Source organism: Pseudophaeobacter flagellatus (genome assembly GCF_021228235.1).
In the GTDB taxonomy this organism is placed as follows: Bacteria; Pseudomonadota; Alphaproteobacteria; order Rhodobacterales; family Rhodobacteraceae; genus Pseudophaeobacter; species Pseudophaeobacter flagellatus.
On sequence record NZ_JAJQRG010000003.1, the window covers coordinates 193,054 to 214,515 of the forward strand.

18 protein-coding genes are annotated in these 21,462 nt (G+C 59.3%); 5 read left to right on the plus strand and 13 right to left on the minus strand.

The annotated features are described in order from the left end of the window. Nucleotides 1–6 precede the first annotated feature (6 nt). Both LRK71_RS07335 and acnA read right to left on the minus strand, forming a co-directional pair. Nucleotides 7–702, minus strand: coding sequence for an SDR family NAD(P)-dependent oxidoreductase (locus LRK71_RS07335; protein WP_232402238.1), 696 nt, complete (start codon nucleotides 700–702; stop codon nucleotides 7–9). A 72-nt stretch (nucleotides 703–774) separates the two neighbouring features. After that, nucleotides 775–3,477 (minus strand): aconitate hydratase AcnA, encoded by a 2,703-nt coding sequence (gene acnA / locus LRK71_RS07340; protein ID WP_232402240.1) that lies wholly within the window; start codon nucleotides 3,475–3,477, stop codon nucleotides 775–777. Between the two features lie 217 nt (nucleotides 3,478–3,694). Between acnA and LRK71_RS07345 the strand changes: the two genes are divergently transcribed. Continuing rightward, the gene (locus LRK71_RS07345) at nucleotides 3,695–4,417 is read left to right on the plus strand and encodes a DUF1223 domain-containing protein (RefSeq protein WP_232402241.1); all 723 of its coding nucleotides are present in this window, start codon (nucleotides 3,695–3,697) and stop codon (nucleotides 4,415–4,417) included. Nucleotides 4,418–4,478: 61 nt separating this feature from the next. Here LRK71_RS07345 and LRK71_RS07350 read toward each other — a convergent pair whose 3' ends face one another. The 6 genes from LRK71_RS07350 to LRK71_RS07375 form a co-directional block, all read right to left on the minus strand. Next, the gene (locus LRK71_RS07350) at nucleotides 4,479–5,414 is read right to left on the minus strand and encodes a lysophospholipid acyltransferase family protein (RefSeq protein ID WP_232402243.1); all 936 of its coding nucleotides are present in this window, start codon (nucleotides 5,412–5,414) and stop codon (nucleotides 4,479–4,481) included. A gap of 105 nt (nucleotides 5,415–5,519) precedes the next feature. Next, on the minus strand, nucleotides 5,520–6,659 hold the full coding sequence (locus tag LRK71_RS07355; protein ID WP_232402245.1) for a flagellar motor switch protein FliG: 1,140 nt from the start codon (nucleotides 6,657–6,659) through the stop codon (nucleotides 5,520–5,522). A gap of 76 nt (nucleotides 6,660–6,735) precedes the next feature. After that, the gene (locus tag LRK71_RS07360; RefSeq protein ID WP_232402248.1) at nucleotides 6,736–7,269 is read right to left on the minus strand and encodes a tetratricopeptide repeat protein; all 534 of its coding nucleotides are present in this window, start codon (nucleotides 7,267–7,269) and stop codon (nucleotides 6,736–6,738) included. Nucleotides 7,270–7,665: 396 nt separating this feature from the next. Continuing rightward, complete coding sequence (purB, locus tag LRK71_RS07365) at nucleotides 7,666–8,970, minus strand: adenylosuccinate lyase (protein WP_232402250.1); 1,305 nt, start codon at nucleotides 8,968–8,970, stop codon at nucleotides 7,666–7,668. Nucleotides 8,971–9,188: 218 nt separating this feature from the next. Next, complete coding sequence (locus LRK71_RS07370) at nucleotides 9,189–9,446, minus strand: DUF6455 family protein (protein ID WP_232402251.1); 258 nt, start codon at nucleotides 9,444–9,446, stop codon at nucleotides 9,189–9,191. 144 nt (nucleotides 9,447–9,590) lie between these two features. Then, nucleotides 9,591–10,820 carry a bifunctional alpha/beta hydrolase/OsmC family protein gene (locus tag LRK71_RS07375; protein WP_232402252.1) on the minus strand — a complete coding sequence of 410 codons (1,230 nt, stop codon included), beginning with the start codon at nucleotides 10,818–10,820 and terminating at the stop codon, nucleotides 9,591–9,593. Between the two features lie 265 nt (nucleotides 10,821–11,085). Here LRK71_RS07375 and LRK71_RS07380 point away from each other — a divergent pair, with 265 nt between their 5' ends. From LRK71_RS07380 to LRK71_RS07390, 3 genes are read left to right on the plus strand one after another with little or no spacing between them, the layout of a single operon-like run. Continuing rightward, nucleotides 11,086–11,754, plus strand: a complete 669-nt coding sequence (locus LRK71_RS07380) for a DUF1007 family protein (RefSeq protein WP_232402253.1) — start codon at nucleotides 11,086–11,088, stop codon at nucleotides 11,752–11,754. Beyond that, nucleotides 11,739–12,731, plus strand: a complete 993-nt coding sequence (locus tag LRK71_RS07385) for a nickel/cobalt transporter (protein ID WP_232402254.1) — start codon at nucleotides 11,739–11,741, stop codon at nucleotides 12,729–12,731. The genes LRK71_RS07380 and LRK71_RS07385 overlap by 16 nt, the downstream gene beginning before the upstream one ends. A gap of 47 nt (nucleotides 12,732–12,778) precedes the next feature. Continuing rightward, nucleotides 12,779–13,564 (plus strand): heme-dependent oxidative N-demethylase family protein, encoded by a 786-nt coding sequence (locus LRK71_RS07390; protein WP_232402255.1) that lies wholly within the window; start codon nucleotides 12,779–12,781, stop codon nucleotides 13,562–13,564. 5 nt (nucleotides 13,565–13,569) lie between these two features. Here LRK71_RS07390 and LRK71_RS07395 read toward each other — a convergent pair whose 3' ends face one another. From LRK71_RS07395 to LRK71_RS07415, 5 genes are all read right to left on the minus strand, one after another. After that, entirely contained in the window at nucleotides 13,570–14,634 is a 1,065-nt protein-coding gene (locus LRK71_RS07395) for a hypothetical protein (protein WP_232402256.1), read from the minus strand. A 317-nt stretch (nucleotides 14,635–14,951) separates the two neighbouring features. Further along, nucleotides 14,952–15,749: a lytic murein transglycosylase gene (locus LRK71_RS07400; protein WP_232402257.1), complete on the minus strand. Its 798-nt coding sequence runs from the start codon at nucleotides 15,747–15,749 to the stop codon at nucleotides 14,952–14,954. Between the two features lie 155 nt (nucleotides 15,750–15,904). After that, a complete protein-coding gene (locus LRK71_RS07405; protein WP_232402258.1) occupies nucleotides 15,905–17,173 on the minus strand; it encodes an Hsp70 family protein in 1,269 nt (422 codons plus the stop codon). Between the two features lie 172 nt (nucleotides 17,174–17,345). Further along, nucleotides 17,346–18,752, minus strand: coding sequence for a type I glutamate--ammonia ligase (gene glnA, locus LRK71_RS07410; protein WP_232402259.1), 1,407 nt, complete (start codon nucleotides 18,750–18,752; stop codon nucleotides 17,346–17,348). A gap of 39 nt (nucleotides 18,753–18,791) precedes the next feature. After that, nucleotides 18,792–19,130: a P-II family nitrogen regulator gene (locus LRK71_RS07415; protein ID WP_232402261.1), complete on the minus strand. Its 339-nt coding sequence runs from the start codon at nucleotides 19,128–19,130 to the stop codon at nucleotides 18,792–18,794. A gap of 184 nt (nucleotides 19,131–19,314) precedes the next feature. Between LRK71_RS07415 and LRK71_RS07420 the strand changes: the two genes are divergently transcribed. Beyond that, nucleotides 19,315–21,072: an NAD(P)H-hydrate dehydratase gene (locus tag LRK71_RS07420; protein WP_232402268.1), complete on the plus strand. Its 1,758-nt coding sequence runs from the start codon at nucleotides 19,315–19,317 to the stop codon at nucleotides 21,070–21,072. The last annotated feature ends 390 nt before the right edge of the window (nucleotides 21,073–21,462 follow it).

Sequence of the window (21,462 nt, forward strand, 5' to 3'; positions counted from 1 at the left end):
CAGCCGTCACAGACGGTAGCCGCCGGACACGGTCAGGATTTCTCCGGTGATTGCGCAGGCGGCATCTGAGGCGAGGAAGGTGACGGCGGCAGCGATGTCGCTGGGGGTTGCCAGTTGGCCAAGCGCGGTTTCATCGGTGAAGCGGCGGGTCAGTTCTGCATCGCGGGGCGCTTCGGGCACATTCACCGCGCCGGGGGCTACTGCGTTGACGCGAATGCCCCGGGGGCCAAGTTCCTTGGCCATGGCGCGGGTCCAGAGATTGAGTGCGGCCTTGCTGGCGCCATAGGTGACATGGCCCTTTGGCGGCAGCACAGCATTGACCGAGGAAATACTGACAATCGCGGCCCCGGGCTGCAGATGGGGCAGGGCCGCCGCCAAGATCGCCTGTGGTGCCAGCAGATTCAGGTCCAGAATCGCCCGTTGCAGTGCCGCGTCAAACTTGGCGATGGGGCTGGCAGCCAGGGAACCTGCGTTATTGACGATCACATCAAGGCGGCCAAACCGGGCCAGGACAGCGTCGACAACCTGTTGTGCACTGCCCTCTTGTGTGAGATCCGCCTGAATGGTCAGGGTCTCCTGCGGCGTTTGTGCGGCGGGGGCTCGGCGGCACCAGGTGAGGGCGCACTTGTGGGTGCGGGGGAAAGCCTTGGAAATCGCGGCGCCGATGCCCGAGGCACCGCCAGTGACCAGAACGGTTTTCATCGGCGCATACCCTGCGTTGCGCAAAAGACGGGCGCAGCAACCGCGCCCGTCTGCTTGGCTGACTGCGTTAGATCAGGCAGATTTGGCAAGGTTGCGCAGCACATAGTGCAGCACGCCGCCGTTTTCGATGTAGGCGATCTCGGGTGCGGTATCGATGCGGCATTGCAGGGGGATCACCTTGACCGTGCCATCCGCCATGGTGATTTCGCAGGGCAGCTTCTGCTGTGGCCTGACGCTGTCGAGACCGAGGATAGAGACGGTTTCATCACCTGTAAGGCCGAGGGTCTTGCGGTTGTCGCCATTGGTGAATTCAAAGGGGATGACCCCCATGCCCACCAGGTTAGAGCGGTGAATGCGTTCAAAGCTTTCTGCGATGACTGCCCTGACCCCAAGCAGTGCCGTACCCTTGGCTGCCCAGTCGCGGCTGGAGCCGGCGCCATATTGCGCGCCGCCAAAGATCACCAGCGGCGTTTGACTGTCCTGATAGGCCATTGCGGCGTCGAAGATCGACATCTGGCTGCCATCGGGGCCTTTGGTATAACCGCCTTCGACTGTGCCATCCTCGGTGGTGAGCATTTCGTTCTTGATGCGGATATTGGCAAATGTGCCGCGCATCATCACCTCGTGGTTGCCCCGGCGTGACCCATAAGAGTTGAATTCGCGCGGTTGAACATCGTGTTCCAGCAGGTAACGCCCGGCCGGAGTGGTGGTGGCAAAGCTGCCCGCAGGAGAAATGTGATCGGTGGTGACCATATCGCCCAAGATCGCCAGAACCTTGGCGTTGTTGATATTGGTGATGGTGCCAGGCTCTTGCCCCATGCCCTGAAAATACGGCGGGTTCTGGATATAGGTCGACTCGGGTGGCCAGTCGTAGGTTTCGGCCTCGGTGGTCTCTACCGCCCGCCATTTTTCATCGCCGGTAAAGACCTCGGCGTATTTTTCCTCAAAGGCCTGGCGGGTGACGGTGGCCTCGACCAGATCGGCGATTTCCTTGGTCGAGGGCCAGATGTCTTTCAGGTAGACGTCCTGACCATTGTGCCCTTTGGCAATCGGTTCAGAGGTCAGGTCGATATCCATGGTGCCTGCCAATGCATAGGCAACCACCAGCGGCGGTGAGGCCAGGTAGTTCGCGCGCACATCGGGGCTGATGCGGCCTTCAAAATTGCGGTTGCCGGACAGCACGGAGGCGGCGACCAGATCGCCCTCGGCGATGGCTTTTGACAGTTCGGGCTGGATCGGCCCAGAGTTGCCAATGCAGGTGGTACAGCCATAGCCGACCAGGTTAAAGCCGATCTTGTCCAGATCTTCCTGTAGGCCGGCCGCCTCAAGATAGGCGGAGACAACCTGGCTGCCCGGTGCCAGAGAGGTTTTCACCCAGGGTTTGCGGTTCAGCCCCAGGGCGGCGGCCTTGCGGGCCAGCAGCCCGGCCCCGATCATCACATAGGGGTTCGAGGTATTTGTGCAGGAGGTGATTGAGGCAATCACCACCTTGCCGCTTTCAAGGGTATAGTCTTCGCCTTCCACCGGGACTTCTTTACCCATGGGGCGTTTGAAGGTCTGTTCCATTTCGCGGCGAAAGGCTGCCTTGCCTGCGTTGAGGGCGACATAGTCCTGCGGCCGTTTGGGGCCAGAAATGGCCGGCACAATGCTGCCCATATCAAGGTGCAGCGTATCGGTGTAGATCGGCGCATAAGAGGCGTCGCGCCACAGGCCATTTGCCTTGGCATAGGCTTCGACCAGGGCGATACGATCCTTGTCGCGGCCGGTGTTTTCCATATAGCGCAGGGTTTCGCCGTCGATTGGGAAAAAGCCGCAGGTGGCACCATATTCGGGGGCCATATTGGCAATGGTGGCGCGATCAGCCAAGGGCAGGTGGTCAAGCCCTGTGCCAAAAAATTCGACAAATTTGCCAACAACCCCCTTGGCGCGCAGCATTTCGACCACTTTTAGTACCAGATCGGTGCCGGTGGTGCCTTCCATCATATGGCCTGTCAGTTCAAAGCCGACAACCTCGGGGATCAGCATTGAAATTGGCTGCCCCAGCATCGCGGCTTCGGCCTCGATACCGCCAACGCCCCAGCCCAGCACGGCCATGCCATTCACCATGGTGGTATGGCTGTCTGTGCCTACAAGGGTATCGGGATAGGCGACTTCTTCGCCATTCTGGTCGGTATCGCTCCAGATGGTCTGGGCAAGATATTCCAGATTGACCTGATGGCAGATCCCAGTGCCGGGGGGGACAACGCGAAAGTTGTCAAAGGCACCCTGGCCCCACTTCAGGAACTGGTAGCGTTCCATGTTGCGTTCATATTCGCGGTCGACATTTACCTGAAAGGCGCGGGGCGTGCCAAAGGCGTCGATCATCACGGAATGGTCAATCACCAGGTCCACCGGGGTAAGGGGGTTGATCTTTTGCGCATCACCGCCAAGCGTCTTGATGCCGTCGCGCATCGCTGCCAGGTCAACAACGGCAGGCACCCCAGTGAAATCCTGCATCAAGACCCGCGCCGGGCGATAGGCGATTTCACGCGCGGCCTTGCCGCCATTTTCGGCCCAGTCTGCAAAGGCCCTGATATCATCAAGCGAGATGGAAAAGCCGCCGTCTTCAAACCGCAGCAGATTTTCCAGTACCACCTTAAGCGCGGCGGGGAGTTTGGAAAAATCGCCAAGCCCTGCCGCGCTGGCAGCAGGGATGGAATAGTAGGAGATCGACTTGTCCCCTGCGCGCAGACTGCGGCGGGTTTTGGCTGTATCCTGTCCGACGGTGATGGGCATATCTGGCTCCCTTGGTGTTCAGTTGCGAGCTGTTGATCGGGACTACCCTATTGTTGCCACTGCCACCGGGGGCATTCAATAGCTGATTGATCACACTTGTCTGTTGGCCTGTGCCGCACATCGGGCTTCCGGCCGTTTATCGCTTCAAGAATGATTGATTGGCCTTTGCCCCCTTGGCGCAGTATCTCTGGGACATTCAGATCAGGATGGAGCAGCCATGAAACCCCTTGCGGCCCTTGCCCTGGCCATCGGCCTTGCCCTTCCGGAGCAGGCTCGGGCCGAAGAGACGGGCGTCTCTGTGTCCGAACCGGTGGTTGTGGAACTGTTTACCTCGCAGGGGTGTTCTTCCTGCCCGCCAGCGGATGCGCTGCTAAAGCAGCTGGCCGGGCGGCGTGATGTGCTAGCGCTGGCGCTGCACGTGGATTACTGGGATTACATTGGATGGAAGGATATTTTTGCCAGCCCCGACTATACCCGGCGGCAAAAAGGCTATGCGCATGCGGCGGGACGCAAAATGATCTATACGCCGCAGATGGTCGTGATGGGGCAAGAAGACGTCTTGGGCGGCGATGCGATGGCGCTGTCTGATGCCATCACGGTGCAGCACGGTGCTGTGCGTCCGGTTGCCTTGCTGGTGCAGCGACGCGGTGACGAACTGTCGCTCTCGGTGAGCGCGCGGGAGGGCCTGCCAGATCGCCCCGTTGCGATCTATGTCCTGCGCTATAGCCCTTTGAAAACCGTAGATATTACCCGCGGGGAATTGGCAGGGCACCGCATCGATTATGCCAATATCGTTGAGGATCTGCGCCAGGTCGCAACCTGGGACGGGCAGGCGGCAGCTGTCTTTACCGTGCCCTATGCCAAGGGGTTGCCGGGGGCCGTCTTGGTGCAGAACGCCCCCTATGGCGCGGTTTTGGCGGCGGCAGGTATCGCGCAATAAGCCAAAGCCATCTGCCTGGCTTGCAATGGGTTAAGATGTTACGGTAACGGGCTGTAACGCATTAATTTTTCTCTATGGTGCTGTCAGGCTGCGGCTTCTTTGGAAGCGGCACATATGGCTTCCAGCGGCGGTGGATCCAGAACCATTGCCCCATATGCCGCCGTACCAGGCTTTCGAGGTCATCGCAGATCGTCTTGGTCATTGTGACCGGGTCGCTGGGCGCGATTTCAGGGTTCAATATGATCTCAAAATCCAGGCCGTTTTCCTGCCGCACCGCATAGACGGGGATCAGCGCCGCGCCATATTTCAGCGCCAGTTCTGCAGGTACGGTTGAGGTTACTGCGGGTTTACCAAAGAAATCAATCAGTTCGCCGCCATGCACATGCAGGTCGGCCACAATCGCAATGATGCCGCCTTTTTTCAGATGGCGTACCATTTCTACCATGCCGCGTTTGCCCTGTTCAAACATCGGCGTGCCGACGCGTTCCATGGCACGCACATAATGGGCGTTGAAATAGGGGTTTGCCATGCGTCGGTACAGCGCCCCCATGGAAAATCCGCGCGCGATCAGCCCGGCGCGGGCAGCGTCATAATTGCCAAAATGACCGGTAACAAGAATAACGGGCCGACCCGCAGCCCGCGCGGCCTCCAGTGCCTCTAGCCCCGGCCCGGTGATCGGCGCAGCGGTTGCCCGTGTAACAAAGGGATCCCCAGCATAGAGTTCGGTGATCATTCGCCCGGCATTATCGCCTACCTCTCGGCACAGACGCGCGACCTCTGGCTCATCAAGTTCGGGGCAGGTCAGGGCCAGGTTTTCACGCACCCTGCGATCAAAGCCAACCATAGGCCCAAGCGCCGAGACCAGCTTGCCAATCAGCGGAATGCGCCAGCGATAGGGCACCAGCCCTGCCAGGCCCAGAATCCCGCGCAGGGCAAGATTGCTGGAAAAATAGGTGGCACGTTGTTTAAAGGAAAGGTGCGAAGGGTCTTGGGGCATAGGGGCGCAGCCTGCAGGGATCAAGGATCAGAAACGGATCATAACCTCGGGTGAACATGGACACAACTGTTGTCCCAAGCCCTCTGCTTTGGCGATTTTTTGCCCCTATGCCTCTTCGTCCTCTTCCGATAACAGCTCGATCTCGCCGGTGTTGACCAGATCACGCATGGCGCCAACAATCAGGCCAAAGGCCGTTTCGCCATCGACGCGTTTGACCTTGCCCCGTTCGGCCACTTCTTCGCGGATGTTGTTGGCCATACGCTTGGACATATTATCGAGCAGGAACTCGCTGGTGGCAACATCGTCGGGATCCGAGGCAAAGGCGATTGCGGTGATGACATCTGGCGCGGCCAGGACACGCATCAGTTTTGGCACGTCCAGCGGTTGCATCCGCTGTGCCAAAAGCGCGTAGGTAAAGATGGATTTACGCACATCGGTGGCAAATTCCTGGTCTTCTTCCTCCAGTGCAAAAAGAACCTCTTCGCGCTTGGCGGCGGCGGCCTCGGTGAGAATTGCGCCAACCCGCTGACCTGGGGTGGAAGAAAAGGCAAGATCTGGCCGGGCGTCGACTTGGCCCGCAAGGGAAAGCCCAATGCGATCAACCGTTTCTGGGGTGACGTTGCTGGTATGACTGACCGCATAGGTGATCTGGCGCGCCACAGGCCCTGGCAGGTGCACCAGCATTTGTGCCGCCTTGGCAGTGTCGAGCTTGGACAGCAAAACGGCGGCGACCTCAATGCTTTCGGCCTCGGCAAGTGTGGCGAGATCCTGAGGCGGCAGGGCCTTCAGACGTTCCCAAGGGTCGCCAAACTGACGCACACCGGCCTCTTTGCGCAGGCGGCTGGCGGTGTGGCGACTGATGCGCCCGTCCATCGCCGTAAGCGCCCCAGCCAGGCCATTGGGAAAGGTCAGCCCGACATTGTCGAGCATTTCGGCAAATTCACTGGCAACTGCATAAAGCGTGTCGCGATCCACCAGACGCATCTTGCCCATCTGCTGGGTCAATTCCATTTGCAGGTCATCGGGCAGGTCTTCGATTGGAATATCTGCGCCTTCATTGAGCAGCAGCCGTACAACAATAGCGGCCTTGGCTTTGCCACTTAGTTTTGTTGCGGGCAAAGATGCGCCCCCCATGCCAGCAGGCGCAGGAGCAGAAAAATCCCCCATACCAGCAGGCGCAGAAAAATCCCCCATCCCGCCGTCATTGGTGGTCATTGGCAACGCCAACATATCATCTTGCAGCATTCTAGCACCCTAGCCAAAAAGTTTCTTTTTCGGTCAAGTTCACGCTACCCCATAAGCGGTAAATAAATGCTAAAGCTCAGTAGTTTGTTGTCGCCCCAGTTTCCAAGGCCTGCCGCAGTGCCGTTTCGGGCCAGGTGTCGCGCCCACCGCGGGCTCGGATTTCTTGCCACTGGGCCAGAGCCAGGCCAAATTGGCCTTCTTCTACATAGCCTTGCCCCATGTAAGAGCGCGCCAAAAGATTGTCGGGGTTCTGGGCAATGGCTTGTTCGTAATAGGCATTGGCCAGGCTGCGATTCCCTAGTTTGCGGTGGGTGAAGCCCCAATAGGTCAAAACGCGGGCTGCGGTCTGATCCTGCATGGCGGCGAGCACCGCCTGGGCATCGGTGTTGCGCCCGGCATAGGCGAGCTCACGCAGGGCATCAAACAACTCATCCTGGTTGAGCGAGGATTCTTTGGGCCGCACACAGCGCCCTTTTTCTTCATCCCAGACGCGTTTGCCCTTGCAGGTTTTTGTTGTCTCCGTAGGTGTTGGCGGGGACCAGGTGTTACCCCCGGCGGCAAAGGCGGGCAGGGGCAGGCACAATGCGGCGGCAAGAACGAGGTAACGCATAAGGGGGCGACTCCGGCTAGGGTGAACCTTCTCTGACTATAGCCTTAAAATCCCCCTGGCCTGCAATCATCAAGTCTCTGCCGGGTCACGTTGACGTGAGGCCCGCCGAGATGCTCTCTCTCTTTGTGCAACCATGCGCCAGTGCGTCGGTCGCTCTGGTTGGCCTGATTGCTATTGAGTGTTGCGTAGATCTTTTGTTGGAACGTTCTACTATGCAGGCTTGGACCAGATCTTCGTCAAAATTTGCAAATGGTAGTATGAGGATCTGTCGGTAACTTGTTTCTGGCCTTGGGGTTGCGATTGTTTACACAGATATTGGGCCAGATAGGCGGTGAAAAAGGCGCTTCTTCGTTAGAAGAAGCGCCCATAGGTGTTTTTCACGGTCGGGGCAGCGGTTTACGCGCCGAAGACGCGCTTGAAGATCGTGTCGACGTGTTTGGTGTGGTAGTCCATGTTGAATTTCTCTTCCACGCCATCAACGCCAAGTGCAGCAACCACATCGGCATCTGCCAGCAGCAGCTCGCGGAAATCGAGCCGTTCTTCCCAGACTTTCAGCGCATTGCGCTGCACCATGGAATAGGCGTCTTCGCGCGACACACCTGCCTGCGTCAACGCCAGTAGCACCCGCTGGCTCATCACCAGGCCGGGGAATTTGTTCATATTGTCCAGCATGTTGTCGGGGAACACCAGCATTTTTTCGATCACGCCGGTCAGGCGGGACAGGGCAAAATCCAGGGTGACGCAGCTGTCGGGGCCGATGGCGCGCTCGACGGAGGAATGCGAGATATCACGTTCATGCCAGAGGGCAACATTTTCCAGTGCCGGGATGACAGCCGAACGCACGAGCCGCGCCAGACCGGTCAGGTTCTCGGTCAAAACAGGGTTCTTCTTGTGCGGCATCGCCGAAGAGCCTTTTTGGCCCATGGAGAAGAATTCCGCGCCTTCCAGAACTTCGGTGCGCTGCATGTGGCGGATTTCAGTGGCGACATTTTCAATGGAAGAGGCAATCACCCCGAGGGTGGCAAAGAACATCGCGTGGCGGTCGCGCGGGATCACCTGGGTCGAAATCGGCTCGGGCGACAGGCCCAGCGCGGCGCAGACATGCTCTTCAATGGCTGGGTCGATATTGGCAAAGGTGCCAACCGCCCCGGAAATTGCGCCAGTGGCGATTTCTTCGCGGGCCAGCTTCAGACGCGCCAGGTTGCGGTCCATTTCGGCATAGAATCGCGCAAAGGTCAGGCCCATGGTTGTGGGTTCGGCGTGGATCCCGTGGCTGCGGCCAACGCGAACGGTGTCTTTGTGTTCTAGCGCGCGTTTCTTCAGGGCGGCCAGCAGGCCTTCCATATCCTTGAGCAGGATATCAGCCGAGCGCACGAGCTGCACATTGAGGCAGGTGTCCAGCACATCCGAAGAGGTCATGCCCTGATGCACAAAGCGTGCTTCGTCCGAACCGACATGTTCGGCCAGATGGGTCAAAAAGGCGATGACGTCATGTTTGGTGACGGCTTCGATTTCGTCGATGCGGGCAACATCAAATTCCACATCCTTTGCTTTCCAGACCGCATCAGCGTTTTCACGCGGGATGACACCCAGGTTGGCCATGGCCTCGCAGGCATGGGCCTCGATCTCGTACCAGATGCGGAACTTGGTCTCGGGCGACCAAATGGCGACCATTTCGGGGCGGGAATAGCGAGGGATCATCGGCGAAAGCACCTTTATGGGATTGTCCAGTTGATAGGGCGCGTCATACGGCAGCCGGGCCAGTTGGGCAAGTCTGGGCAGGTGAATATGAAATATGTCGCATCCTGCGCAGGCGTCATCCCTGTCGGGGCGGGCAGACTGGCCCACGCCAAAGCAGTAAGCGGCCCCTCTGTGGCGCAGGGACCGCCATAAGGCAGAATTGTGGTGCTAGGGGTGGGCTAGCGCTTGGACATATGCGCCAGCGTATCGCGGTTACGGCAATATTCCGGTGCCGAGGCCAGCTGGCTGTTTCTATCCTGTAGGTCGGTACAGCCTGCTTGATTGGTGCAATGGCTGCAATTTTGCACGGCGCGGCGCAGTTTGCGGGCTTCGCCCTCTGGATCCTTGGCGATACCGTCGATCAGGTCAACGCCCAGTCGCTCAGCCATGCCTTCCACCAGGTCCGTGCTCTGCCCAAGTTTTGAAAAAAGTCCCATGCCTGTCTCCTCAGATTGGTTGGCCGTCATTTTGCTGCGGCCAGGATGACAGGGATCTGGGATGGTGGCTTTGATATGCATCAATATCATTTCTTGGCGTAGTGGAGGCCGGGTTCAGGCCTGCCAGGGGACAGGCGGGGGCGGTCACATCATCGGGTGCTCTTCCTTCAGTGTTGTCGTCACCTTGGAGCTGTGTGCCAGGGTCCGGTGCACCGGGCATTTATCGGCGATCTCCAGCAGCTTGGCGCGTTGCTCTGCATCCAGGGTGCCGCAAATGCGAATGACGCGGATGAATTGGTCGATCTTGGCAGGCCCCGAGGGCAGCGCGTCCTGTGCGTGTACCTTGTCATGGCACACATCAACGCTGACGCTGTCAAACTGCCAGCCTTTGCGGCGGGCATACATGCGAATGGTCATCGAGGTGCAGGCCCCCAGCCCGGCCGAGACGAAGCCATAGGGCGACATGCCCCGGTTGGTGCCGCCATAGGCCAGCGGCTCATCAGCATAGGCATGGTGGTGGGGGCCGGACTGGATGTCTTGCAAAAAGCCTTCTGGGTCGGCCTCGGTGACGCGCAGCACGCCTTCTGGCGCACCGGGGGGCGGGGCGGGCGGGGTCAGATCTATATAGCGTCCGGCCCAGGTGGCAATCAGCTCTGCCGCATATTCGCTGTCTTCACTGCGCGAAATCAGATGATCGGCATTGTCTAGGGTGACAAAGCTCTTGGGGTGTTTGGCGGCGGTAAAGATATCGGCGGCATTGTCGATGCTGACGGTGTCATCGCGGGGCGCATGCATCACCAGCAGGGCGGCGTTCAGCTCGGCGATGACCGGGGCAAGCGCCGCCGCCGAGATGTCTTCGACAAAATCGCGGGTAATGACAAAGGGGCGACCACCCAGACAGACCTCGGCTTGGCCCTTGGCGCGGATTTCGGGCAGTGCGGCGTCAAAGTGATGCGAGACATGACCCGGATCAAAGGGGGCCCCCAGGGTGACAACGCCCTTGATTGTGGGAATGCCGGCACGGGCGCGCAAGACGGCCGCACCGCCCAGCGAGTGGCCAACCAGTAAGGCGGGGGCCATATCGCGCCCTGCCAGATACTGCGCGGCGGCAATCAAGTCTGCCACGTTGGAGCTGAAACTGGTATTGGCGAATTCGCCATCGGAATGGCCCAAGCCTGTGAAATCAAATCGCAATACGGCAATGCCCATGGCAGCCAGACGCCCGGCAATGCGCCGTGCGGCAGGAATATCCTTGGAACAGGTGAAGCAATGGGCAAAGAGCGCCGTCGCCAGCACCGGCCCATTGGGGAGGTCCAGCCGGGCGGCCAGGGTATCGCCAGAATGGCCGGGAAAAGTAATGGCTTCGGTGGGCATGGGGGCTTTCTCGCTTTTGGTCCCTCTAGACTGCGCAGTCATCGGCGTGGCGACAAGGCGGTCGCGCCAAAGGTCACGTGAAGGTGATCCACTGTGCTTGCTGCCGCAGGCCCCTGGCTGCCTGTGCTGCCGCTATCGTTTCGCTGGAATGCATCAGGGCGGCGCCGGAAACCTCTGGTCTGTCAGCGCCTTATTGCCGATGCGGCGCCATAGGGCAGGGCTGCGCGATTGCGGCGGGCCTGGTCTCGCCATAGACTCTCGCCCTATGAGGTTTCGATTTTTCTATTCCGGGCTGCTTGCAGTCGTGCTGCTGCCGGTGCCTGCCGTGGCGCATCCGCATATCTTTGTGGATACCGGGTTTGCCTTGGAATTTGACGATGCAGGCCGTCTGGCTCAGGTGAAAGTCACTTGGCAATATGATGAATTTTATTCGCTTTTGATCACCGAAGACCTGCAACTGGATCAGGATGGCGATGGTGTCTTAACCCCGGCAGAGCGGGCGCGGCTGATTGGATTCGATACCAACTGGGACGAGGGATTTAACGGCGATCTCGAAATTCATGCAGGGGGCGCACTCTTGTCGCTTTCGGGGCCGCTGGAGGCGACCACCGCGCTGGATCAGGGGCGCATCATCAGCAGTCATATCCGGCGTATCGCCCCCTTGGATAGATCACAGCAGGGGCCGATTTCGATGAAGGCCTTTGACCCGTCTTATTACACAGCCTATGACATCACGCTGCCGGTGACCCTGCCTGCGCGACAGCAAGGGGAATGCCTGCTGGAACTGATCGAGCCAGATATCGCCGGCGGTTTGGCGCAGATGCAGGCACAGCTGTTGCGGCTGGATGCCAATGCCGATCTGGAAGAAAACGATTTCCCCTTGATCGGTGGCGCGTTCGCAACAGAGATCCGTGTTTCATGCCCCACCTCGTAAAACCCCTAGCCCTACTGGTTGTAAGTCTTGTGCTTTGTCTACTGCTCTGGTGGGCGGCGCAGGATATTCTGGCCCCACTGGGGGAATGGGCGGCGGGACACCAGCGCGCGTTTCAAAACCAGATCGCCCGCAGCCTGCGGGCCCTGCGGGCGGCCGAACCAGGGGCCCTGTCGGTGTTGATGCTGGTCTGTTTTTCCTATGGCTTCTTTCATGCGATTGGGCCGGGTCATGGAAAGATCCTGATTGGTGGATATGGCATGGCGCGGGCCATCCCCTGGGCGCGTCTTGGTTTGTTGGCGCTGGTCTCCAGCCTGGGGCAGGCGGTGACGGCGGTGGGCTTGGTCTATGGCGCGATCATGCTGTTGCAGCTTGGCCGCGACAGCATGATCGGAATTGCCGAAGACACCATGGCTCCGGTCAGCTATGCGGCGATTACGGGCATTGGTTTGTGGCTTCTGTTGCGGGGACTACGCAAGATGTTTCGCCGAGCGGAGTCTGCTGATGGCGCTGGCGATCCCCAGCCGCAGCCCCCTGCGGGACAGCATGCGCATGTCGGGCATCAGGGCTGTTCCCATGTGCCGTCCTCTGCTGATACGGCAGCGCAGCCCTGCGCCGACTGCGGCCACCACCATGGCCCCAGCCTGGCCGAGGTCGAGGCGCTCTCGGGCTGGCGAGAAGCCCTGCTATTGATTGCGAGCATCGCGGTAAGGCCCTGTACGGGCGCGCTGTTCGTGCTGATTATTACCTGGCAGATGGGCATTGCCCTGGCTGGGATTGCAGGGGCCTTTGCCATGGCTCTGGGGACGGCCTCGGTGACCATTGCTGTCGGTTTGGCGGCGCTTGGGCTGCGCGGCAGTGCCCTGGCGCTGTTCACAAGGGCCGGACGAGCGGCACAGGTGGTGCCTGTGCTAGAGGTCGGGGCAGGTTTTCTGATCGCGCTTGCTGCGGCAGGCCTGCTGGTCCAAAGCCTGAGCTAGAGGGCTGTCGTTTTTGCGCGAACCTTGGGGTGGGATTTGTTATGCAGATGCGCAACAGTAAGCCGGGGGCCGCGCATATGATTCTGCAAAAATCCATTCCTCATAACCCTTTGGCCGAAAATAAACTGCCAGGAATCGCGCCTTTGCAGATGGCGGATTGGTTGCAACCGGATGAGGCCTTTGCAGGCCAGATGGCAGAACGAGAAGCGCTGCTGGCGAAGGCACGCGATCAGGTACTGCAGCTGGATCCTATGGCCTTTCCGGCGGCACAAGAGCTGTTGCAACTGGTGCTGGATCATCGCTATGGCGGCGCCCAGGATCAGGTCACGCGTCCCGACGGGGGAAAGGTGACCCTGGACTGGCAAGATCCGCTGGCGACGCTGGGCCAGATCTGTCAGGAAGATTTCTGCATTCTGGAACGGCATGGGGACAGCCGAGAACATGTGCTGACCGGGGCGGTGCTGTGTTTTCCGGCCAGTTGGACGCTGCGCGAGAAATTCATGCGCCCTTTGGTTGGCATTCACCATACCGTGGACAGTTATGACGGCAATATCGCCGCCCGTGTTCAACGCCTGTTTGATGGGGTTCAGGTGGGGCGCCCGCTTTGGCGGTTCAACGCGCTGTGGTACCAGGCACCTGATCTGCATGCGCCGCGGTTGGAAAATGCCCCGCGTGACGACAGCCATGCAGACGACGCGCCCTATATGCGCAGCGAACAGCAGGTGATTTTGCGCCTGCCCAAGACCCGTGCGGTGATCTTTTCGATCCATACCTATATGGTTCATAAACAGGATGTTATGGCGCAGTGGGGCAGGGCATCTGCAGCGCGATAAGCGGATTACTGGGGCAGAAAAGCGCGGGCGGCGGCCTGCACCATGCCCGAGCCATGCAGGAACAACACCACAAAGGCGGTCAGCACAGCCCGCAGGGAAAAGATCAGATCACCCCCGCGCAGCCCGTTTGTCAGGGTCGAAACAGTGGCACGTGGCAGGGCCAGCAGTCGACGAAAGCGACTTTTGCCAAAGACCGACTGATAGCTGACCTGTGGGGCCGCGACGGCTGGCACCGCCTTTGCAGCACGCGAGAGCCTTGCACGGCCAGGGAGCGGCTGGAGTTCATCGAGATGGCGCTCCAGCTCCGGGGTGACCGCATCCGGTGAACCAAAGCGCGCTTGTCCGCGGGCGCGCTCTGCCTCGGCTTCGGCGCGGGCCTTGTCTGCCTTCCAAAGGCGGTCGGCTGCGGGCGATGCATGCGGCCCGGCCGGGGCTCTGCCTGTTGTGCTGTGCGCCGCATCCGTGCCTACGATTGCGGGTTTTGATGCTGTCCGCTGCAGGGGCTGTTGCACCATCTCGGCCGTGGCGCTGGACATATCGTCCTGTGGCGCAGCCTGCGTGCAAGCCAAAGCTGCCGGTTCTACTGTCTGTGCCGCATCGGGTTCCAGCACTGGTTCTGCCCAGGGTTCTGCCAAGGGTTCTACCTGTTCAAAGGCGCCAAGAAATTGTTTCGGTGTCAGGGCCTGATCGGTTTCCTGCCAAAAGATAACCAGCGGATCCAGCGCTAGTGTCAGCCGTTTCAATAGCTCGGCCAGCAGAATCTCAGTGATCTCTTGGTCGCAGCCCTGATGAAAACTGGGCGTCATCTTAAGCTCGATATAGGCGGCGGGCGTGGGGAGGTTCTTGGGGGTGCGCACTCCAAGCCGCAGGGGAATGCGGCGTAGACGCAGGTTCACACGGTAGTGATCGCAGTCCAGGCCAATGCGGTGGGGCTCGCGTGCGGTGATCTGCAGTGCGGGATGGCCAAACTCTTCCATAGTGTCCAGCAGCTCTGTCAGTGCTAGTGTCAGTGTTGCCTCGCTGCGGTGATCAAACCCCAGCCTGCCTTTGTAATGCTCGATCTGTGCCACCGTCAGGGTCCTCCATTCGGGATGCTCTGGGTAAACAATAGGCGGGGATCTGGATCAAAAGTGAGGCAGGCAGGGGTAATAAGGGAGTGAAACTTCAGACTTTTTCCAAACGGCACCCAATCCATAAAAATTAAGTAAAATCAGTTTTTTGTGGGCAGATCCTGGTGTCTGTTCGCCAGAATGGGGCAACAAATGGGCGCTCTGCGGCCACTTTGATGCCGCATCCCTTACAATTGCGGGATGTGGGCGCGATTGTTCAGCCCGTCAAGGATTCCCGGTTGCTGTGCGGCAGGACGGCGCGGATGGGCCACAGCTGGCTACTGATCAATCTGCTGCCCCATGATTGCCAGAGACTGTTGATACACCGTGGCGGCATTCCATTGCTTTAGTACCCGGTAATTGCGCTGCCCCTCTTGGTACCCTTTGCCGCGTTTCCAGCCATTCTTTTGCAGATAGCGCGCGGTAGAGGCCAGGGCATCGCCCATGTCGTAGAAATTGACCTGGCCATCGCCATCCCAATCGACGCCGTACTGCAGCGCGTTGCCAGGCAGAAACTGGGTATGGCCCAGTTCCCCGTGTTTGGCGCCCAGGGTGGCGCTGGTGATGGCCCCCTGATCAACCAGTTTGAGCGCACCGAGGGCGTGCGGTTCAAAGAAGTCAGAGCGGCGGCAATCATAGGTCAGCGTGACAATGGCCGAAACCACTTTGCTGTCGCCCATGAAATTGCCAAAGGCGGTTTCCATACCGTGGATGGCAATCAGAACGCCGGCAGGGACGCCGTATTTGCGCTCTAGCGCGGCGTAGAAGTCCGGGTTGCGGGCTTTGCGCTTGCGTCCCTGGGCCACGATGGTCGCGGCACCACGGATCTGCATGAACTTGTCTAGACTGTAGCGAAAGCTCTTTTGGTTGCGGTCGGCGGCGATGGTGCGGCTGGCATATTGCGCCTGTGCCAGTGCCTGCAACCCAGCGGGCTTTACCCCAGCACGGCGGGCGTGTTTTGCAAAATCTGCCTTCCAACTGTCAAACCCGGCAGCAGTATTGCCGCAGGGGGCGGCCTGGGCGGCGGTGGTCAGGGCAAGAGAAAGGGCAAAGGCAGGCAAAGCAAAGGCGCGCATGAAATGGGATCCTGAAAGCAAAAGGGCCTGCAAAGCTTAGCCTGCTTAGTGGTGAAATCTAGCGGGAAAAGTTGGTCCTGATTCCCAGTTGGTCCTGCGTCCTAATCGGGCTGTGGCAGGTCAGATGTGCTATCGCCAGCCTGTCGGCTTGTGATCTAGGCAAAGGCCCCGGCGGCGCTAAGCGCCAGCCCATCGGCCACCGCCGTCATGGCATTGTGGTTTTCAACCTGGGCATTGGGGCACAGTTGGCAGAGTGCGGCCTCTAGCGAGGACAGCAGGGAAGAGCCGCCCACCATGACCAGCCGGTCGATCTGGCTTGGGGCGACAGCGCCGCGCGCCAGGGTTTCGGCACCGCATTGGGCGATCTGATCCATCATCGCGGCCAGGCTGTGCCGCATCTGCGCCGGGGCCAGCGGGGCCGACAGCCCGCGTTCCAGGATCCGCAGATCGATGCGCGGATTGATGGTATCGGCACCATTGGCCTGGATCTTGCCACGTTCCACCGCAAAGGCCAGATCATGCCCTAACTCATCCTCCAGCACTGAAACAAGGCGGTTGAGCCGCTCCGGTTCTACTGCGTATTTGGCCAGATCTCGGGCAGCGCGGCGACTGTCGGCCGCATAGAGAAATGGGATCATCTGCCAGGTGGCCAGATCATTGAACAGGCGATTGGGGGCGGGCAGGGTATCCTTGCCAAAGGCTTTGCGGATCTGCCCGCCCCGGCCCAAAAGCGGCATCACATGGTCAATGCTGATCTGGCGGTCAAAGTCGGTGCCCCCCAGCCGCACCCCATGCGAGGCCAGGATTTGGGTCTCGCCGCTGGCGGCCTGTTCAAACAGGGTGAAATCCGAGGTACCGCCGCCAATATCCACGATCAACCCCAGCCCCGCTACTGGCGTGGCAGAGCGCACGGCGGCCTCTGGCTCGTACAGAAACTGCACATCTTCAAAGCCGGCCGCGAGGTAGCACGCGCGCAGGTCCACCTCTGCCTGGGCATCGCGGGTGGGATTGGCGCTGTGGAAATGCACGGGCCGCCCAGACAAGGCATGGGTGAAGGTCTGATGTGTCGCGGCCTCGGCCCGCGATTTCACCTCGGCCAGGAAGCGCGCAATGATGCGGATGAAATCGGTGGTCTCGCCATTGATCCGGCGTTCTTCGCGCAAGAGCGGCGTGCCCAGCAGGCTTTTGAGCGCGCGCATGAAACGCCCCTCGTCGCCATTGATCAGCGCCCGTGTGGCGGAACGGCCAATGCGCATGGGGCGTTTTGGTTCAAAGAACACTGCGGTGGGCAGGGTGGTTTCCCCCGGTTCCATTTCAACCAAGAAGGGGCGGCCCCCCACGGCGATCCCGGCGGCGGAATTCGAGGTGCCAAAGTCAATGCCAAGGGTCATCGGCGCGGTAAGCGCGGGGGCGGTTGCAGGCATGAGGTGGCTCTTCATCAGGGGGCTGGAACGGGCCTTCCTACAGAAGCCAAGCATCTGCTTCAAGAGACAAGCGCGCCAATGCCAATCTTGCGCAACCCGTGGCGTAGACCCGGCAATGAAAAAAGGGCGCCCGATTTGAGCGCCCTTTCAAAACCATTCTAATCACGAAGGATTAGCAGCTGTAGTACATGCCATACTCAACAGGGTGCGGCGTGTGCTCATAGGTCTGAACTTCTTCCATCTTCAGAGCGATATAGCCTTCGATCTGATCCTTGGTGAAGACATCGCCCTGGATCAGGAAGTCGTGATCGGCTTCCAGTGATTCCAGCGCTTCACGCAGGGAGCCACAGACGGTTGGGATATCAGCCAGCTCTTCGGCGGGCAGATCATACAGGTTCTTGTCCATGGCCTCGCCTGGGTCGATCTTGTTCTTGATACCATCAAGACCAGCCATCAAGAGGGCTGCAAAGCACAGGTAGGGGTTGGCGGCCGGATCGGGGAAACGGGCTTCAACGCGCTTGGCTTTGGGGGATTCAGTCCATGGGATCCGCACACAGCCGGAACGGTTACGCGCGGAATAGGCACGCAGAACAGGGGCTTCGAAACCAGGGATCAGACGCTTGTAGCTGTTGGTCGCCGGGTTGGTGAAGGCGTTCAGGGTCTTGGCGTGCTTCAGGATGCCACCGATGAAATACAGAGCTTCATCTGACAGATCAGCGTATTTGTCGCCAGCGAAGAGCGGCTTGCCGTCTTTCCAGATCGACATGTTCACGTGCATGCCGGTGCCATTGTCGCCATAGATCGGCTTGGGCATGAAGGTTGCGGATTTGCCGTAGGCGTGGGCCACATTGTGGATCACATATTTGTATTTCTGCAGTTCGTCGGCCTGTTTGGTCAGGCTGTCAAAGATCAGGCCCAGCTCGTGTTGGCAAGACGCAACCTCGTGGTGGTGCTTGTCCACTTTCATGCCCAGACGCTTCATGGTCGACAGCATTTCAGAGCGCAGGTCCTGGCTTTCGTCGGTGGGGTTCACCGGGAAATAGCCGCCTTTGAGGCCGGGGCGGTGGCCCATGTTGCCCATTTCATACTCGGTATCGGTGTTCCAGGAGGCGTCTGTCGCGTCGACCTCATAGGAAACCTTGTTGATCGAGTTGGAATAGCGCACGTCGTCAAACAGGAAGAATTCGGCTTCGGGACCCATGTAGGCCACATCACCAATGCCGGAAGACTTGAGGTAGGCTTCGGCTTTCTGGGCGGTGCCACGCGGGTCACGCTGATAGGCTTCGCCGGTGTCGGGCTCGACGATGGAGCAATGGATGCAGATGGTTTTCTCGGCGTAGAAGGGATCTACATAGGCGGACGTGGTGTCCGCCATCAGTTTCATGTCGGAGTTTTCGATCGACTTCCAGCCAGCGATCGAAGAGCCGTCGAACATGAAGCCTTCTTCGAGGAAGTCTTCGTCAACCAGATCCACATCCACGGTGACGTGCTGCAGCTTGCCGCGCACATCTGTAAAGCGGATGTCGACATAGGCGGCATCTTCGTCTTTGATCATCTGGAGAACTGCTTCTGTGCTCATTCCCTTGGTCCTTCTGATTTTGATGTCAGGTAATTCGGTTTACAGCGCGTCCGTGCCGGACTCGCCGGTACGAATGCGGATGGCTTGTTCAACGGGAGATACAAAAATCTTGCCGTCGCCAATCTTGTCGGTTTTTGCGGCCTCGATAATGGCCTCGATGGCGGCATCGACCTGGTCGGCTTCGAGCACAACTTCGATTTTCACCTTGGGCAGAAAGTCCACGACATATTCTGCGCCGCGGTATAATTCGGTGTGGCCTTTTTGACGGCCAAAGCCCTTTACTTCGATGACGGAGAGGCCCTGAACGCCGACGTCTTGCAGCGCTTCCTTCACCTCGTCCAGTTTGAACGGCTTGATGATGGCTTCAATCTTTTTCATGCCTAGGGCTCCTCACAACCTTGTCGAAGCTCCTCAGATCATTTCTGAATGGGAACGACAATGCGCTGTGCTGTCTCAGGCGCTGTGGTGCTGCAGTTTTGCATGTGAGCGATTAAAAAATGAGCGATGCGATTAAATATTGTGCGAAAGTGAAACGCCCAATCAAACACAGGGAGAATGCGTCATGGCTGAACTGCTGACCGCTGCGCAGATGCGCAACATTGAACAGGCCGCGATTGAGGCCGCAGAGGTGACCGGGTTGGAGTTGATGGAACGTGCCGGGCAGGGCGTGGTCGCGGCCATTTTCGAGACCTGGCCGGAGCTGGATCTACAGGACACCGGTGGCGGTACAGGGCGTGATCTGGGAGAGAGACGCACGAAAAAGGGGGGCGCTGCCCCCGATCCTGCGGATCCCCCCCGAGGTATTTTGGGTAAGATGAAAGCGGTGGTGCTATGCGGGCCCGGCAATAATGGCGGAGATGGGTTTGTGGTGGCGCGTCTGTTGCGCAGATGCGGTTGGGAGGTGGAGGTGTTCCTTTTGGGGCAGCCGGACAGGCTGCCAGTGGATGCAAAGACGAACTATGAACGCTGGGTGGCCTGCGAAAAGGTCAAGCCGTTCCCCGAATATCGTGCCGGTGAGGATCTGACAGATCTTGACGGGAGTGAACAAGCCGATCTGGTCATTGATGCCCTGTTCGGAACGGGTTTGGTGCGGCCAATCGGGGCGGGAATTTCAAGATCACTATCCGTTTTGCAGCGTCGCCTTTCGGCGGGTCATGCGAGGTGGATCGGCGTTGATATGCCCAGTGGCATCTGTGCTGACAGTGGTAAGCTGCTCTTGGAGGAGCGCGAAGATTTGTGGTCTGATTATGCGCTGACCGTGACCTTTCATCGCAAGAAAATCGGTCATTTATTAGCGCGGGGACCGGAGTATTGCGGGCCTGTCAAAGTGGTTAACATCGGGCTTGGAGCTTTGGCGGAGCGGGCGGGGGATTGCTTGACTTCCGGTGAGACATCTCTGCGTGGCGCTGACCCTCGCGGGGCTATCTGCCGCACAGTTGGTGAGCCGCACCGTGATTGTTTATCCAAAGGAAATCGTGAACATAAGTATTCTTATGGCCATGCGCTTGTTTTATCCGGCGGGCATGGCAAAACTGGTGCGGCCCGGCTGGCGGCGCGGGGGGCGTTGCGCATGGGCGCCGGGCTGGTGACGCTGGGGTCTCCGCGATCTGCCATGTTTGAAAATGCCGCACAGTTGACGGCGGTCATGCTGCATCAGATTGATGGGGCCTATGGGGTCACTGAGCTGTTGGAGGACACGCGGTTCAATGCGCTCTGTTTGGGGCCGGGGCTTGGGCGCGGCATGGATACGCAGGCGGTGGTGATTGCGGCGTTGAAAGCGCAGAGGCCTACGGTTTTGGATGCGGATGCGCTCACCCGGTTTGAGCGGAACCCCCAGGTCTTGTTTGATCTGTTGCACGCGGGCTGCGTGATGACGCCTCATGGAGGGGAATTTGCCAAACTGTTCCCGGATCTGGCTGAAAAACTGGCAGCGCCGACGTTGACCGGCCCGGCCTATTCCAAGGTTGATGCGACGCGCGCGGCAGCCGCCAGGGCTGGTTGTGTGGTGCTGTACAAGGGGGCGGATACGGTAATTGCCGATCAGGAGGGGCGCTGTTCACTGCATGCAGCCCAAGGTGAACGGGCCGCGCCCTGGCTGGCGACAGCGGGGGCGGGGGATGTCTTGGCCGGGTTTATTGCCGGACTTATGGCGCGCGGCGTCGGGCCAATGGCGGCGGCGGAAGCGGCGACCTGGCTACATGTGGACTGCGCGCTAGAGTTTGGCCCCGGTTTGATTTCGGAAGATTTGCCAGAGGTGCTCCCATCTGTGTTACGTCGGCTGACCTCGCCGCTGGAACCAATGAGAGACGCATACGAGTAAGGGAATTCGGTTTGCCGATGCGGTCAGGCAGGCCCCTGTGGTGCAGGTTGGTCAGCATGGTTAGAAACTAGATTGCTGCCGGGGATCTATGCCTCTTTGCGACATATGGGCACGTATTGGTGCTATTGTGCCGTTTTGCACTTGGCTGTCCTAAAGTGGTTAGGGCCAGGATAGAGCGGGTAATGCATGCCGCCAAGCGCGCCCTGGCAAGCGCAGGGTACCTGGAGGTCTGGTCTTTCAGCAATCAGGCGGTTTTCAAAAGATGGCCTAATCTTGTGGTGATCAGGCTAATTCATTGAAGTAGAGTTATTTTTTCTGAAATGGTGGTGCGGGTGAAGGAAAGCGAAGACCAATATCTACACATAATAGCCGATGTCAACACATACACGC

Bases quoted from the DNA above. Each gene is read 5' to 3' on its own strand.
- LRK71_RS07335 (WP_232402238.1), bottom strand. From the start codon at position 702: ATGAAAACCGTTCTGGTCACTGGCGGTGCCTCGGGCATCGGCGCCGCG.
- acnA (WP_232402240.1), bottom strand. From the start codon at position 3,477: ATGCCCATCACCGTCGGACAGGATACAGCCAAAACCCGCCGCAGTCTG.
- LRK71_RS07345 (WP_232402241.1), top strand. From the start codon at position 3,695: ATGAAACCCCTTGCGGCCCTTGCCCTGGCCATCGGCCTTGCCCTTCCG.
- LRK71_RS07350 (WP_232402243.1), bottom strand. From the start codon at position 5,414: ATGCCCCAAGACCCTTCGCACCTTTCCTTTAAACAACGTGCCACCTAT.
- LRK71_RS07355 (WP_232402245.1), bottom strand. From the start codon at position 6,659: ATGCTGCAAGATGATATGTTGGCGTTGCCAATGACCACCAATGACGGC.
- LRK71_RS07360 (WP_232402248.1), bottom strand. From the start codon at position 7,269: ATGCGTTACCTCGTTCTTGCCGCCGCATTGTGCCTGCCCCTGCCCGCC.
- purB (WP_232402250.1), bottom strand. From the start codon at position 8,970: ATGATCCCTCGCTATTCCCGCCCCGAAATGGTCGCCATTTGGTCGCCC.
- LRK71_RS07370 (WP_232402251.1), bottom strand. From the start codon at position 9,446: ATGGGACTTTTTTCAAAACTTGGGCAGAGCACGGACCTGGTGGAAGGC.
- LRK71_RS07375 (WP_232402252.1), bottom strand. From the start codon at position 10,820: ATGCCCACCGAAGCCATTACTTTTCCCGGCCATTCTGGCGATACCCTG.
- LRK71_RS07380 (WP_232402253.1), top strand. From the start codon at position 11,086: ATGAGGTTTCGATTTTTCTATTCCGGGCTGCTTGCAGTCGTGCTGCTG.
- LRK71_RS07385 (WP_232402254.1), top strand. From the start codon at position 11,739: ATGCCCCACCTCGTAAAACCCCTAGCCCTACTGGTTGTAAGTCTTGTG.
- LRK71_RS07390 (WP_232402255.1), top strand. From the start codon at position 12,779: ATGCGCAACAGTAAGCCGGGGGCCGCGCATATGATTCTGCAAAAATCC.
- LRK71_RS07400 (WP_232402257.1), bottom strand. From the start codon at position 15,749: ATGCGCGCCTTTGCTTTGCCTGCCTTTGCCCTTTCTCTTGCCCTGACC.
- LRK71_RS07405 (WP_232402258.1), bottom strand. From the start codon at position 17,173: ATGCCTGCAACCGCCCCCGCGCTTACCGCGCCGATGACCCTTGGCATT.
- glnA (WP_232402259.1), bottom strand. From the start codon at position 18,752: ATGAGCACAGAAGCAGTTCTCCAGATGATCAAAGACGAAGATGCCGCC.
- LRK71_RS07415 (WP_232402261.1), bottom strand. From the start codon at position 19,130: ATGAAAAAGATTGAAGCCATCATCAAGCCGTTCAAACTGGACGAGGTG.
- LRK71_RS07420 (WP_232402268.1), top strand. From the start codon at position 19,315: ATGGCTGAACTGCTGACCGCTGCGCAGATGCGCAACATTGAACAGGCC.